At 63.1% G+C, this 13,378-nt stretch carries 12 protein-coding genes; 4 read left to right on the forward strand and 8 right to left on the reverse strand.

The genetic code is table 11. From position 1 onward, the window contains the following. Positions 1–54 precede the first annotated feature (54 nt). The 4 genes from J7396_RS06510 to grxD form a co-directional block, all read right to left on the reverse strand. Complete coding sequence (locus J7396_RS06510; protein ID WP_031423301.1) at positions 55–3,279, reverse strand: TonB-dependent receptor; 3,225 nt, start codon at positions 3,277–3,279, stop codon at positions 55–57. Positions 3,280–3,905: 626 nt separating this feature from the next. Continuing rightward, entirely contained in the window at positions 3,906–4,505 is a 600-nt protein-coding gene (locus tag J7396_RS06515; protein ID WP_003485603.1) for a YhgN family NAAT transporter, read from the reverse strand. Continuing rightward, entirely contained in the window at positions 4,502–5,245 is a 744-nt protein-coding gene (locus tag J7396_RS06520; RefSeq protein ID WP_014090515.1) for an SDR family NAD(P)-dependent oxidoreductase, read from the reverse strand. The genes J7396_RS06515 and J7396_RS06520 overlap by 4 nt, the downstream gene beginning before the upstream one ends. Beyond that, positions 5,242–5,562, reverse strand: a complete 321-nt coding sequence (gene grxD / locus J7396_RS06525; RefSeq protein WP_003485599.1) for a Grx4 family monothiol glutaredoxin — start codon at positions 5,560–5,562, stop codon at positions 5,242–5,244. Before grxD ends, J7396_RS06520 begins: the two co-directional genes overlap by 4 nt. A gap of 121 nt (positions 5,563–5,683) precedes the next feature. Between grxD and J7396_RS06530 the strand changes: the two genes are divergently transcribed. After that, entirely contained in the window at positions 5,684–6,262 is a 579-nt protein-coding gene (locus tag J7396_RS06530) for a Fe-Mn family superoxide dismutase (protein ID WP_008570987.1), read from the forward strand. A gap of 140 nt (positions 6,263–6,402) precedes the next feature. Here the strand turns inward: J7396_RS06530 and J7396_RS06535 are convergent, their stop codons facing one another. Both J7396_RS06535 and purE read right to left on the reverse strand, forming a co-directional pair. Next, positions 6,403–7,548 carry a 5-(carboxyamino)imidazole ribonucleotide synthase gene (locus J7396_RS06535; RefSeq protein ID WP_209261197.1) on the reverse strand — a complete coding sequence of 382 codons (1,146 nt, stop codon included), beginning with the start codon at positions 7,546–7,548 and terminating at the stop codon, positions 6,403–6,405. Continuing rightward, positions 7,545–8,048, reverse strand: a complete 504-nt coding sequence (purE, locus tag J7396_RS06540) for a 5-(carboxyamino)imidazole ribonucleotide mutase (protein WP_008570985.1) — start codon at positions 8,046–8,048, stop codon at positions 7,545–7,547. The genes J7396_RS06535 and purE overlap by 4 nt, the downstream gene beginning before the upstream one ends. Positions 8,049–8,106: 58 nt before the next feature. Here purE and J7396_RS06545 point away from each other — a divergent pair, with 58 nt between their 5' ends. The 3 genes from J7396_RS06545 to J7396_RS06555 all read left to right on the forward strand — a co-directional run bounded on the left by J7396_RS06545 (position 8,107) and on the right by J7396_RS06555 (position 10,376). Next, positions 8,107–8,376: a Trm112 family protein gene (locus tag J7396_RS06545; protein ID WP_008570984.1), complete on the forward strand. Its 270-nt coding sequence runs from the start codon at positions 8,107–8,109 to the stop codon at positions 8,374–8,376. Further along, complete coding sequence (nadC, locus tag J7396_RS06550) at positions 8,373–9,260, forward strand: carboxylating nicotinate-nucleotide diphosphorylase (protein ID WP_209261198.1); 888 nt, start codon at positions 8,373–8,375, stop codon at positions 9,258–9,260. The genes J7396_RS06545 and nadC overlap by 4 nt, the downstream gene beginning before the upstream one ends. Positions 9,261–9,323: 63 nt before the next feature. Next, a complete protein-coding gene (locus J7396_RS06555) occupies positions 9,324–10,376 on the forward strand; it encodes a DUF2272 domain-containing protein (protein ID WP_209261199.1) in 1,053 nt (350 codons plus the stop codon). Between the two features lie 413 nt (positions 10,377–10,789). Here the strand turns inward: J7396_RS06555 and pnp are convergent, their stop codons facing one another. Both pnp and rpsO read right to left on the reverse strand, forming a co-directional pair. Next, on the reverse strand, positions 10,790–12,904 hold the full coding sequence (gene pnp / locus J7396_RS06560) for a polyribonucleotide nucleotidyltransferase (protein ID WP_005914260.1): 2,115 nt from the start codon (positions 12,902–12,904) through the stop codon (positions 10,790–10,792). Between the two features lie 168 nt (positions 12,905–13,072). Beyond that, positions 13,073–13,333 (reverse strand): 30S ribosomal protein S15, encoded by a 261-nt coding sequence (gene rpsO, locus J7396_RS06565; RefSeq protein WP_003485583.1) that lies wholly within the window; start codon positions 13,331–13,333, stop codon positions 13,073–13,075. Between the last annotated feature and the right edge of the window lie 45 nt (positions 13,334–13,378).

The raw sequence follows: 13,378 nt of genomic DNA on the forward strand, positions 1-13,378 counted from the left end.
AAAACGGCCGGGAGACCCCGGCCGTTTTTGCAAACATCGACACGCTAGCCGGCTTTAGAACTGGTAGCGGAAGCCCAGCTGCAGCGCCCAGCGGGAGATGCCCTTGTCGTCGTAGACGGTCGCGGCATCCGGCTCATTGAAGCGGTAAACATACTTGCCAGTCGCCGCGTCGATACCGCCGTATTCAGCAACACCCTTGAAGCCCGGGAATGCGTACTCATCGACGCGGCCCCACTTCTTGTTGAGCAGGTTGCCCACGTTCATGACGTCGACCCAGATCTGCGCCTTGTTGCCATCGAAGAAGCCAGGAAGCTCCTGCTCGATGTGTAGATCGAACTGGTTGACCCAGGAATTACGTACCGCATTGCGGCCAGCAACCTGGCCCTTGTGCGTGGACAAGTACTGGTCATTGTTGACGTAGTTCCAGAACGCGTTTTCTTCGGCCGCGTTACGGAACAGCACATCGCCGCGCGCCGCCGGGATGTACAACAGGTCATTGGAGCGACCGTCGCCATTGGCATCGTTGTCGAACGTATAGCTGTAGGGACGACCGCTGCGGCCTTGATACACCAGACCGACCTTCGTTGCAAAATCGCCGAAGAAATTATGCTTCCACTGCAGCGTACCCAGGAAACTGTCCTTGATTTCGTATGCCGAGGTTGCATTGACCTCTTCATTCGCCTGGAAGGTTGCGGTGTTGAGCAGCTGCGACCCCGAAGTGGAACTGGTCAGACCGCTGACTTCTTTCGCGTTCGAGTAGGTGTAAGCCAAGCTCCACGACCAGTCGCTGTCGTTGAACGGCTTGTTCAAGCCGACAGTGAAACTTTGCGAGCCACCCTGATCGGTGGGGCGCGCAATGATGGCATCGTTGAAGCTCATGTTGCGACCAGCACGGATATCGGTACCGCTGTTCACACATGACGAACCAGCCGCCACACCCGTTTCGCGGAGACATGCATTACCCAGGGAATTCCAGTTAGCCGGATTGCGGCCATTGGCATTCCAGTAGATATCACGACCATCCTGGCCAACTGCCGTCGGATTACCGAGATTGAGCTGCTGGTAATAAATCGCTTCCTTGACCTTGGTCACCACACCTTCCATCGAGGCGACGATGCCGTACCACGGCAACTCGGTATCGAAGGCGAGGTTTGCTTTCCAAACGGACGGCTGGCTCAGATCCTTGTCAACAAAGTCGACCGACTGCGTGGCGCCCGATGTTCCGCGCGGCTGGTTGTTGATATCCGGCGTGAAGCGGATACCACTGTTGGACGCGTTGTTGAAGTTGTAATCGGTATAAGCCAAACCAGTATTGGAATACGGATTGGACAACCAAACCGACGCGGCAGCACCCTGGAACAGACCAACGCCGCCACGCAGCTGGGTCGGACGATCTGCATCGAAGGTGTAGTTGAAACCAAAGCGCGGCTGCCACAAGCCGTTGCCGTCAATGGTTTCATCATTGCGAAGACCGAATGCGTTGAACGCAGCCTGGTTGAACTGCGGCGAGTTCTTCACCATCGGCTCGTCATAACGCAGGCCGAAGTTCAGTGTCAGGTTGCTATTGACGGCCCAAGAATCCTGCAAGAACACGCCCACATTCCGCATGCCCCACTTCGCAGCGATATTGTCGATACCGGTGGGCGAATACGAGTAACGATACGCGTTCGGCAAATTTGCCTGGTAATTGGCAACCGAGTTGAAGGTGTAGCTACCGAAAACACGCGGACCATACAAGTTGTAGATGTCGTTGTCTTCGTAGTCGAACCCGAACTTGACCGTGTGGTCATTCAAGAACAACGTGCCGGCGAAGAACGCGTTCCAGGTTTCGGTGCGCAACTCGTTAGCCTGAGTATTGGCTTCAGTACCCAGATTTAAGGTGTTGTTGCCGAAACGCACGGCGATGGCCGGCAACTGCGATGCCGCAGTACGAACTGCCGAGTAATCGCGATAAGACACCTTGGCTTCGGTCGAGAAAGTATCGGTCCAGTCGCTGAACAACTGACCGGTGTAGGTCTCGAGTTCGAAGTCGCGCACATAGTGGTACGAGTTCAACGCCAGCTGATTGTTGCCGAACCCATTGAGATTGGCCGTGCTCTGCTCGGACTTGCCATAGCGAAACGAACCACGATGCTTGTCGCTGATGTTCCAATCCAGCTTGAAGCCCTTCTCTTCTGAATCAGAATCCAATGCCGGCAAGGCCAGGGTCCCAGGGTCGAAGCCATAGACATTGCGCGAGATATCGATCACCTGATCGACCTGCGCCTGGGTAATACCGACTTCATTGCTGGCACCAGAACCGGCTGGACCGTAGCCACTGTTACCGGTAAACACACCCTTACCCTTGTACTTCTCATAGTTGGCGAAGAAGAACAATTTGTCCTTTACGATCGGGCCGCCCAGAGTCAGACCATACGTCGCTTCGTTGTCGAACAGCTGCGGGCGGATGTTGTTCTGATTCTTGCCCGACCAGTCGTTCTCGCGATAAGTGCCGTAGACCGAACCATGGAATTCGTTGGTGCCCGACTTGGTGACGGCATTGATCACGCCACCGGTGCCGCCACTGATCGTCACGTCGTAGTTGGCCACGTCCACCGAGATTTCATCGATGACGTCCATCGAGAACGGCTGGCGCGGGGTCGGCAGACTGTTGGATTCCAGACCGAAGGCGTCGTTGGTGCTGATGCCGTCGACGCGGATCGCGTTGTAGCGCGGGTTCTGGCCGGCGATGGAGATTTCGTTGCGCGCCTTGTCGGTTTGCGCAACGCGCGGATCCAGACGCACATAGTCCTGCAGGTTACGGTTGATCGACGGCAGCGACTCGATTTCTTCGCGGGTCACGTTGGTGCCGGTACCCATCTTGTTGGCGCTGAAAATGGCCGAGCCGTAATTGCCGGCGATTGCCTGCACGGTGCCCAGCGTCGCCAAATCGCCGCCCAGAGCGGCATCGACCTGGTTGACCTTGTCCAGATTCAGATACACGCCTTCGCGGGTGGTGTTGCCAGCGCCCGAAGCGGTAATGGTGATGGTGTACGGCCCGCCCACACGCAAGCCGCGCGCGTTATAGCGTCCGCTGGCATCGGTGGTGGCGCGGCTGACCGTTCCGGACTCCACGTGCGTAATGGTGACTTCGGCGTTCGGGACGGGCTGGCCGCCACTGCCGGTCACCAGGCCGGCGACGCCAGCCGAGGTGCTTTGCGCAAACACAGGAGCGGCGGCGAGCGCGGCAACAAGGCCAAGCGTCAGCTTGGACATGCGGAGATAACGGGGGTGGGTCATTTCGGTAGCCTCGATACAGGTTGGGCAGTGACAAAAAGGCGCAGTCAGCCCAACCGTTCCCGGGGGTGGGCTGCCGATGATCTGGGGTCCCTTGCCGCGCGACTGGTTGCTGCCGCAACGGTTAACAACAGATTAACACGCTAAGCCCTGATTGTGACGACGGCGTGACAAACTTCGCGCGCTGCTACATGAACTGCGAAGGTCAAGGCGTAATCGCCAGATCGTGCAAGGTCGCAACTTGAGCGAGACGCCTGTCGCGCCTTTGAAGCTACGAAGTGACCAAATTGGGGCAAATCGCCCAAACGCTTGCATTCGGCCATGGCGTGCGTGCTGCACATGGGGTTGCCATCTGTCGATGCGCCCCACCGAATATGACATTCCACCTGCACTCATGCGTCAGTGAAGGATCAACCTCAAGACAGTCGCCAGCGGCCAAGGGCTGCGCCGCCTTCATCGTCCAGAGCCCATTGCGTCGCACCGCTAGATGTCCGGACGCGACGGCGCGCTGGTTGCCGGCACCATGGACCGTGCGCACGTAACCCACGGCCAGTGCGGGTTGAAACCCGCACTATCGACGCATGTCGACGCCCACACGCGGCGCGATCGGCAAGCCGCCCGGAGCTGCGCTAGATCGACACCGGCAGCTTGAAGTACGTGCCCAGGCCGTCCAGGAACATCTGTACCGAGATGGCGACCAGCAGCATGCCCATCAGGCGCTCGATGGCCGTCAGGGCGCGGTGGCCGAGCAGTTTGTACAGTAGCGGCGCGGCGGCCAGGATCGACGAGGCGCCGATCCAGGCGATCATCAGCGCAAGGCTCCAGTCCCACAGCCGCGTGGGCTCGTTGCTGCCCATGAGCATCACCGCGGCCATGCCGGACGGGCCGGCCACCAGCGGGATGGCCAGCGGCACGATGAAGGGTTCGCCGTCGGGAATTTCGCCCATCAGGCCTTCGGGCCGCGGGAAGATCATGCGGATGCCGATCACAAACAGCACGATGCCGCCGGCAATGGCCACCGATTCCTGGCGCAGGTGCATCAGCTCCAGCGCGTACTTGCCGCCCCACAGGAACGCCATCAACACGCACAGCGCGATCAGCAGTTCACGCGCAAGCACGAAACGCTGGCGCTTGGGCGGCAGCGGCTTGAGCACGCTGAGGAACACTGGAATGTTGCCCAGCGGGTCGAGAATCAGAAACAGCAGCAGCGCCGCAGAAAGAATGGTCATACCTGCGGACTCCAGATCGCACCGCGATGCGTCACCCCTGCGGCTGACAGCATGCTGACGCATGCAGGTGCGTAACGTGCGGCATCGACCGCGTCGTTGTCTTCGTGATGGGTGAAAGCGCGTGCGCGCAATGCGGTGCGCATCGGGCCGGGCTGCAGGCCGCCGACGCGGACCGGGCCGGCGGCGGTTTCATGATGCAAGGTGGCGATCAAGCCGCGCTGCGCATGTTGGGCGGCGCCATACGCCCCCCAATAGGCCTGACCTACGCGCGCGGGGTCGTCCACAACGAAGACAGCTGCCGCATCGTCCTGCTGCCGCAACAGCGGCAGGCATGCCTGGGTCAGCCAGGCGCGCGCGGTCAGGTTGACATGCAGGCTGCGTGCGAAATCTGCGGGTGAGACGAGTTCGGTTGGCGTCAGGCCGGAAAAGTCGGCAGCGCACTGCAGCAGACCATGCAGGCCACCAAGCTCGGTCTGCACCCGTTGCGCAAGCGCGGCGTAGTCGTCCGGGGTGGCGCCGGCCAGATCCAGCGGATACAACAGCGGCTCGGCACCCAGCGCTGCAACCGCGTCGTAGACGCGCTCCAGCGGGCGCACCTTGCGACCAAGCAGCACTACCGTGGCGCCTGCAGCCGCGCATGCCTGCGCCGCGGCGGCGCCCAGGCCACCGGCGGCGCCGGTGATCAGCACGACGCGCCCCGACAAGGCAGCCGACTGCGGCTGGGCCTGCACCGAACTCACGGCTGGTACGCCTCGCTGACGATGCGCTTGAGCTCGCCGGCTTCGAACAGTTCCAGCGTGATGTCGCAGCCGCCGATCAGCTCGCCATGGATGAACAGCTGCGGAAACGTGGGCCAGTTGGAGTAGCGCGGCAGATTGGCGCGCACTTCGGGCTCTTCCAACACGTTGACCGTACGCAGTTGGTCGGCACCGGCGGCCACCAGGGCCTGCACGGCGCGACTGGAAAACTCGCACATCGGAAATTGCGGGGTGCCTTTCATGAACAGCACGATCGGGTGTTGTTCGACTTCGGCCTGGATCCGTTCCATCACCGGCATTGGACTCTCCTGACTGGGAGCGGCAGGCCCGACCGCCGGGTCGGATAGACTTCCGCAAAGGCGCGCATTGTAAGCCTTCAGCGCGACCTGTCGCCGCACTCCCTTCGCTGCCACTGCCATCATGCCGATCGAACACGTTGCACTGCCCTATTCCCGCGCCGCCCTGGAACCGCATCTGTCGTCTGCGACGTTGGAGGCGCATCACGGCGTCTGTCACCGCAGCGAGGTCGAACAGCTCAACGCACGCCTGGAAGGCAGCGAGTTTGCCGAGCTGACGCTGGAAGACATCATCGCGCAGGCGCAGGGCACGTTGTTTCATCTGGCCGCACAGGTGTGGAACCACAATTTCTATTGGCAGTGCCTGCGTCCGCGCGCTGGCGGGGAGCCGCTTGGGCGGCTGGGCGACGGCATCGCCAAATCGTTCGGCGACTTCGTGCATTTCAAGCAGGAGTTCAATCGCGTGGCCCTGAGCACGTTCGGCTCGGGCTGGGTGTGGCTGGTGCAGCGCCCGGACGGCGCGCTGGCAGTAGTCGCCACACCCAATGCCTCCACCCCGCTCACCGGGCCAGACATTCCGTTGCTCGCCTGCGATATCTGGGAGCACGCGTATTACCTGGACTACCAGCAGGATCGTGCGCGCTATCTGGAGGCTTTCTGGAAGCTGGTCAACTGGGATTTCGTCGCAAGCCGGCTGGGCTGACCTGGCCGCTCAGTTTCCAGCCGCAGATGCGGACCGGCTCATCTGCTGACACATCGCAGAACGGGTCCGCGTCCGACACCGACGCGCCCGCGCAAACGGAGGTGTCGTCGCGCGTGATCGCAACCGAAACGCTGCGCGCCTCACCCTTCGTTCAAACGCGCAACCACCGGCCGAGCTTGCGCATCGCGCTGCAACGCCGCGCCGGCATCGCTCACCGCCAGTGCCAGCGCCTGCGCTGTCTCCGCGCGCAGCGTTGCGTGCCCCACCTTGCGTCCATCGCGCGCTTGCTTGCCGTAGTCGTGCCAATGCCCACCGGGCACCGCCAGAAACGCCCTGGCCTCTGGCATCGCGCCCAGCCAGTTGAGCATGCAGGCGTGGCCGCGCATCGCAGTACTGCCCAGTGGCAAGCCAAGGACGGCCCGCACATGATTTTCGAATTGCGAGGTCTCGGCACCTTCGATGGTCCAGTGCCCCGAGTTATGCACGCGCGGCGCCATTTCGTTGGCAAGCAACTCGCCGTCGCGCACGAACAGTTCCAGCGCAAATACGCCGACATAGTCGAGCTTTTCCGCCACGGCACGCGCGTGCGATTCGGCCGAGGCTTGAAGGGCCGCCTCCACGCTCGCCGGTGCCAGGCTGGCCGACAGCACACCGTCCACATGCCAGTTTTCGGTCAACGGCCAAGCGCGGAATTCGCCATCGCGGCCGCGTACTGCAACCACGCTGACCTCGCGCTGGAACGGCACGAACGCTTCCACGATCAACCCGACGTGCGCCGCCTGGGCGCCAAGCGCGTCCCACGCTGCATCGGCATCGGCGAGCGTCTTGATCCGGAACTGGCCCTTGCCGTCGTAGCCGAAGCGGCGCGTCTTCAGCACGCAGGGCGTACCGATCCGCGCGAGCGCTGCGTCCAGGCCGGCGCGGTCGTCGATCGCGGCAAACTCGGGCACCGGAATGCCGAGTTCGCGGAACAAGGTTTTTTCGCTGAGCCTGTCCTGCGCAACCGCAAGCGCCGCCGGACTCGGAAACACCGGCACCTGGGCGGCAAGTTGCTGCGCGCTGGCGGCCGGCACGTTTTCGAAATCGAAGGTGATCACGTCCACCTGCCCGGCGAATGCGGCAAGGGTCGCCACGTCATCGAACGCGCCAACCTGCAGCGGTGCCACCTGGCCTGCGCAGGCATCGGCTGCCGGATCGAAGACCGCAAAGCGTATGCCGAGCGGCGCACCGGCCAGTACCAGCATGCGCGCCAGCTGACCGCCACCGAGAATGCCGACCGTGCTCATTGGCGCGGGTCGTCGCTGGCCATGACATCGTCGGTCTGCTTGGCGCGGAACTGCGCCAGCGCCTGACCGACCTGCGCCTGCTCGGGCGCCAGCATGGCCGCCGCAAACAACGCCGCATTGGCCGCGCCCGCATTGCCGATGGCGAAGGTGGCCACCGGAATGCCTGCAGGCATCTGCACGATCGACAGCAGCGAATCCATGCCGTTCAGCGCCTTGGACTGCACCGGCACGCCGAGCACCGGCACTGCGGTCTTGGCGGCCAGCATGCCCGGCAGGTGCGCCGCGCCGCCGGCGCCGGCAATGATCGCGCGCAGTCCGCGTGCGCCCGCCTGCTCGGCGTAGGTGAACAAGACGTCCGGGGTGCGGTGCGCCGAGACCACCTTGACTTCGTACGGCACGCCCAGCGCGTCGAGCTTCTGAGCTGCATGTTGCATGGTCTCCCAATCCGAACGGGAACCCATCACGATGCCGACCAGCGGCGCGGAGTGGTTGGAGGTCATGGCCCTGCCCTGCGGTAAAGACGTATTCTAGCCAATCTCCACGCAAGACAAGACTTCGATGGATCGCAAATTGCTCGACCTGCTGTGCTCGCCCGACACCCGCCAGCCGCTTTCGCTGCTCGACGGCAAGGGCCTGGAAGCACTCAATGCCGCCATCGCAGGCGGAACCCTGCAGCGCGCCGACGGCGCCGCACAAACCCAGCCGCTGCGTGAAGCGCTGATCACCCGCGACCGCAAGCAGATCTTCCGCGTCGACGACGGCATTCCGGTGCTGCTGGCCGAAGAAGCCATCGCCACCGCACAAATCGCCGACTTCCCCGAGAAGTGAGCCTGTCTCAGCACACCAACGTGCCGGCCGCGCCGCCCGCCGAATCGATCGACGCCGACGTAGCGCGTGCCCTGGCCGAAGACATCGGCAGCGGCGATGTCACCGCCGCACTGCTACCCGACCAAGCCGACAGCGCCTACCTGCTGTGCAAGCAGGACGCGGTCATCGCCGGCCGCCCCTGGTTCGATGCCACCCACCGCGCGCTCCACCCGCAGGTACGCATCGACTGGCACGTGCACGAAGGCCAGCACGTCGGCGCCGGCACGGTGCTCGCGCTGTTGCAGGGGCGCAGCCGTAGCCTGGTCAGTGCCGAACGCACCTCGCTCAATTTCATGCAGACACTGTCTGCCACGGCGACCACCACCGCGGCGTATGTGGCTGCGGTGGCCGGGACGCGCGCGCGCATCCTGGACACGCGCAAGACGCTGCCGGGCCTGCGCGCCGCGCAGAAATACGCCGTGCGCTGCGGCGGTGGCGACAATCACCGCATCGGCCTGTTCGACACGGTGATGCTCAAGGAGAACCACATCCGCGCCGCCGGTTCGCTGAGCGCGGCCGTGCGTGCCGCACGTGCGCAGCAACCGCAGCTGCCGCTGGTGGTGGAAGTGGAAACGCTGGAGCAACTGCACGAAGCACTGCAGGTTGGCTGCACGCGCATCCTGATCGACGACTTCGACCAGGCCATGCGCCGAGAAGCGGTGCGTCTCGTTGCTGCGCTACAGCCGGAACGACGCATTCCGCTGGAAGTCTCCGGCAGCGTGGATCTGGCCGGCATTCGCGCAATTGCCGAAGACGGGGTGGACTGCATCTCGATTGGCGGACTCACCAAGCATGTGCAGGCAGTGGATCTGTCGCTCAAACTCGGCCCACCGCCAGCGCGCTGATTTCACGCGTGCGCGCAGCCGGCTCTGGCAGCCTGCTGCGATTGTTTCCGTGCAGGACCTGCAATGACCGTCAAACCTTGGCCGTGGATCTGCTTCTTGCTGGCAGGTATCGGAAGTAGCGCTGCGGCTGCGGAGGTGTGCGATATCCCGCCACGGTTCGGAACGAGTCCCGCCGCGATCGCCATCGTGCGCAGCGCCTGCAATGAGCATCGGTTGTGGCAACGCCCGTTTATCGATGCCAAGGGACGCTTGGCCAGCCTGGGCGTCACCGAAGCCGAATCGGGCTATCTCGCCGATCACGGCTTGGTCGCCTGGCAACGCGTTGCAGGCTACTGGCGCGACAGTGGCACGCTTGCGTCCATGGGCGGACGCCCCGGCGCATCGAGCTGCGCGGCACTGGATGGTACGCGCTACACCGCCAGCGACTGCCGCGCATTTCTGATCGACAACCCATGGTCGGCCGCTTTCATCTCCTGGGTGATGACGCAGTCGGGGCTGAGCGGTTTTCATCGCTCCGCGCGCCATCTGGATTACATCCGCAGCGCCTACAACGACGGCACTACCGGACCGTACCGGTTCACCGATCCAGCGGTCGAGAAGCCGGCGCCCGGCGATCTGCTGTGCCTGCTGCGCGGCCGCAGCACCGCGTTGGGCTATGCCGGCCTGAAGGCCGCGCTGGGCGGCAGCGCACCGATGCCATGGCAGTCGCATTGCGATGTGGTGGTGGCCGCCAACGTCGGCGGCGATCGCACGCTGTATCTGATCGGCGGCAACGTATTCAACACGGTGATGATGCGCAAGATGCCGCTGGATCGCGCCGGCCGCGTGGTGTGGCCAACACCGCAATCGGACAGCAGCCAGGACCAGAACGAAGACAGCCTGGGCATCGCCAGCGAATGCACGCCGGCGCACGAAGACCTGTGCGACTTCAATCGCCGCGACTGGGCTGCGCTGTTGAAGCTGCGTCCTGATGCGGCGATGGTTGCGCCGCCAGCCACTGCGCCGCTGCCGACACCCGACACCGCACCCACAGAACAAACGATGCCGCCGGGCTTCCCACGCGTCGTGCCGCCGCGTCCGCAAACGCAGCAAGCGCCGACGGAGCAGCAAGGATAGATCGAAGCAGTAACGCCGGGCGTGCCCTCATCGGTCCCTGCGGGGCACCTTCTCCCGATGGAAGAAGGATTCAAAGCCCCTCTCCCGCGGGAGAGGGCTTGAGGTGAGGGTACGGTGCGAAGCCCTTGCTCGCCTTCACCCCATTCAGCGTTGCACGCCCCCGTCCAGCGCTGAGCGCCACCTTCTCCCGAGATGAGAAGGAATCCAAGCCCCTCTCCTGCAGGAGAGGGGTTGGGGTGAGGGTACGGGCAAGCCACTTACGTTCCGAATATCACCAGGCCTTGCACGTACCTCATCCGCCCCCTTTTGGGCACCTTCTCCCAGAGCGAGAAGGGGTCAAGTGCACAACAAAAAAGCGGGCCGAAGCCCGCTCTTTTGTCATGCATCACGCGTGATGCATCAGCACGCTGCGATTACTCGGCCGACGCCTGCACGCCTTCGCCTTCTTCCACTGCCTTGATCGACAGACGGATGCGGCCCTGCTTGTCCACTTCCAGCACCTTGACGCGGACCAGATCGCCTTCCTTCAACTTGTCGCCGACCTTCTCCACGCGCTCGCTGGAAATCTGCGACACGTGCACCAGGCCGTCCTTGCCCGGCAGGATGGTGACGAACGCACCGAAGTCCATGATCTTGGCGACCTTGCCTTCGTAGATGCGGCCCGGCTCCACGTCCGAGGTGATCTGCTCGATGCGCGACTTCGCAGCCTGCGCGGCAATGGCATTGACCGAGGCGATGATGATCGTGCCATCGTCCTGGATGTCGATCTGCGTACCGGTTTCCTTGGTGATGGCCTGGATGGTCGAGCCACCCTTGCCGATCACTTCGCGGATCTTGTCCGGGTGGATCTTGATGGTCAGCAGGCGCGGCGCGTAGTCGCTCAATTCCTGACGCGGGGTGGTCAGCGCATGCGCCATCTCGCCCAGGATGTGCAGGCGGCCAGCCTTGGCCTGCTGCAAGGCCTGCTTCATGATCTCTTCGGTGATGCCTTCGATCTTGATGTCCATCTGCAGCGCGGACACGCCTTCGGCAGTACCGGCCACCTTGAAGTCCATGTCCCCGAGGTGATCTTCGTCACCCAGGATGTCGGAGAGCACGACGAAGTCGTTGCCTTCCTTGACCAGACCCATTGCGATACCCGCGACCGGCGCCTTGATCGGCACGCCGGCATCCATCAGCGCCAGCGAGCTGCCGCAGACCGATGCCATCGAGGACGAACCGTTGGACTCGGTGATTTCCGAGACCACGCGAATGGTGTACGGGAATTCTTCCAGGGTCGGCATCACAGCCAGCACGCCACGCTTGGCCAGGCGGCCGTGGCCGATTTCGCGACGCTTCGGCGCACCGAAACGACCGCACTCGCCCACCGAGTACGGAGGAAAGTTGTAATGGAACAGGAAGTTTTCCTTGTACTCGCCCGACACTGCGTCGATGACCTGACCGTCGCGCGCGGTGCCCAGGGTGGTGATCACGATCGCCTGCGTCTCGCCGCGGGTAAACAGCGCCGAGCCATGGGTACGCGGCAACACGCCGGCCTTAGCGCTGATCGGACGCACGGTGTCCAGTGCACGGCCGTCGATACGCACCTTACTGCTCAACACCGAACCACGCATGGTCTGGTATTCCAGCTCGCCGAATTCCTTGGCCAAATCACCGGCAGCCCAGCCTTCGATGGTGGCGCGCGGCGCCAGTGCGCCCAGCACGTCCTTCTTGATCGCCGAAATCGCATCGCGGCGCTGCAGCTTGTCGCGCACCTGGAATGCCGAAGCGAGCTGGTCGCCCACCGCTTCCTTCAGTGCGGCGATCATGCTCTCGTTCTTTGCCGGGGCCACCCAGTCGGACGGCTTGGTGCCGGCTTCGACGGTCAGCTCGTTGATGACGTTGATGACCTTCTGCATCTCGCGATGACCGAACGTCACTGCGCCCAGCATCACTTCTTCGGACAGCAGCTCGGCTTCGGACTCGACCATCAGCACCGCGTTGGCGGTACCGGCCACGACCAGCTCCAGCTGCGAATCCTTCAGCTCGGTCACGGTCGGGTTGAGGATGTATTCACCGTTCTTGTAGCCGACCTTGGCAGCGCCGATCGGGCCCTTGAAGGGGGTGCCGGCCAGCGACAGGGCAGCCGAGGCGCCGATCAGCGCGGCGATGTCGCCGTCGATGTCCGGGTTCATCGACATCACGGTGGCGATGATCTGCACTTCGTTCTTGTAGTCCTCCGGGAACAGCGGACGGATCGGACGATCGATCAGGCGCGAGATCAACGTTTCCTTCTCGGTCGCGCGTCCTTCGCGCTTGAAGAAGCCGCCCGGGATACGGCCGCCAGCGTAGAACTTCTCCTGATAATCGACCGTCAGAGGAAAGAAGTCCTGCCCTTCGCGCGCGCTCTTGGCGGCGACGGCGGTGACCAGCAGTACGGTGTCGTCGAACTTGACGATCACGGCGCCGCCTGCCTGGCGAGCGATTTCGCCCGTCTCAAGAGTGACGGTGTGCTTGCCGTACTGGAAGGTTTTGGTGATTTTTGCCACGGAGGTTTTTTCCCTTAGGTATTGCTGTCTGCGTTGGACCGTCGTCGACCCATGCCGAGAACGGGCGGCCGGGAGGCTCCGGCCCAAGAGTGCGTATTGCTTAAGACGTAGTGCGATTGACCAAAACAAAACCGCGGCGCATCGCTGCGCCGCGGCGGTAGGACTCGATTAGCGGCGCAGGCCGAGCTTCTCGATCAAGGACTTGTAACGCTCGTTGTCCTTCTTTTTCAGGTAGTCGAGCAGGCTGCGGCGACGATTGACCATCTGCAGCAGACCACGACGGCTGTGGTGATCCTTCTTGTGGGTCTTGAAGTGACCGGTCAGCAGCTCGATGCGCGCGGTCAGCAGAGCGACCTGCACTTCCGGGGAACCGGTGTCCTGGGCGCTGCGCTTGTTGTCTTCAATAACTTTCTGGGTGTCGACGGACATGATGTTTTCTCGATAGATGCGTGGTCGACAGGAACGTGCGTAACG

It is taken from the genome of Xanthomonas sp. A1809 (assembly GCF_017746015.1).
Lineage (GTDB): Bacteria > Pseudomonadota > Gammaproteobacteria > Xanthomonadales > Xanthomonadaceae > Xanthomonas > Xanthomonas euvesicatoria.